This is a genomic window from Veillonella sp. DNF00869 (genome assembly GCF_001553345.1).
In the GTDB taxonomy this organism is placed as follows: domain Bacteria; phylum Bacillota; class Negativicutes; order Veillonellales; family Veillonellaceae; genus F0422.
Genome location: NZ_KQ960770.1, coordinates 1 through 1,456 on the forward strand (window position 1 = coordinate 1; position 1,456 = coordinate 1,456).

Here is a 1,456-nt window from a genome sequence, read left to right on the forward strand (position 1 = left end):
TGTGATGTTGTATGTAGGGCCTGTGAAGGATCCGTCAGCATCAACTTTAGAATCTCCACCGAGTGCTGTAGCTAGGTCAGATTTCACAGTATGTAATTGTCCACCGTTTACAGCATCTTTGGAGTTTGCTGCTACTTTGCCATCAGCGATGTTGGACAAGGTAGTAGGAGCTGTAGTTTCTCCATTAGGATTTACCACACGAGCTTGTGGAGTTTTTACTTCTTCTGGTGCTTTACCTTTGTTTTCCTCAGCAGTTTTCACAGTACCATCAGCTTTTACTTCATCAGCTTTATAGTATTTACCATCTTTAGCTTTGACAACACGGTCACCAGCTTCGTTAGTGTACACCACAGATCCAGCTTCGCCGTTACGTAATGCATTCACTTTATCTGTTAAAGTTTTGTCATTTAAGCCGTCTTTACCAGTTAAGCCTTGTGCGCTAGATGTACCATTTACACCATCACGACCGTTAGATGCTGTGTCACCAACATTGTTAATAGCATTTAATTTTGCTTTTACTGTGTCAGATAAATCTAATGTGTAGGCACGAACTTTAGTCGTAGTATCTGGAGTACCTCCGGAAATAGCTAATGTATCTGTATTGACTGCTACTGTTGTATCATTAGCATTTACTTTATATGTAGTGACACCTGCAGTAGTCGTTGTATCAGTTGTAACAGTTGTGTTAATACCATCTGCCACTTTTACTGACGCTTTAGCAGCTTCTCCAGCTAATTCTTTGACTTTATCTTTACCAGTGACTGTCAAATTACTTAGGTCTTTATCTGCCGCATTATCTACTTTAGTGCGTGTCGCTTTATCTAAACCAAACGTTACTTTGCCATTATCTTCTGCTTTGATAGCTAATCCAGATTTAGGACCTTCTGTTGCAGTATCTGTAACATTACTTGCTACGAAGTTAAATCCATCAGCTAATTTAACAGATTTAGCTTTACCTACCTCTTCATCGTTGGCACGATATTTGATGGACGCATCTAAGTTAGATGCTACTACTTTCGTTTCACCAAAGTCGACTATAGCTGGTGTAGCAGGGTTAGTACCTTCTGCCTCTTTTTTAGGTTTCAAGGTAATAGTAGCATCACCATTTTTAATCACTAAGTTATCTTTGCCATTACCAGAGATTTCTTTCATATTAGCAAGGTTTGCTGCTAATTTCACATCAAAACCATCACCTGCAGTGTTTTTCACTACATCAATATTATTCTTAGCATTAGCCTCACGAGTGAAGTTGTCAGCACCTTTGATTGTCAAAGTAGTACCTAAGTCACGGTGTACTTTCGCAGTTGTATCGTTACCTGTGAAGTCTAAGCCTTTAGTAGCAAGTGTAGTATTCGCATTGTTGATACGTCCATCTAATTTAGAAATCGCAGCGCCTACATTATTTACAGCTTCTGTCTTATTGCTGCCATCATCTTTTGTGATGTTGTATGTAGGG

General features: G+C 39.4%; 1 protein-coding gene. It reads right to left on the reverse strand.

The annotated features are described in order from the left end of the window. Nucleotides 1-1,456: hypothetical protein (locus tag HMPREF3032_RS04310; RefSeq protein ID WP_197413487.1), on the reverse strand; the 1,456-nt coding region annotated here is incomplete at both ends.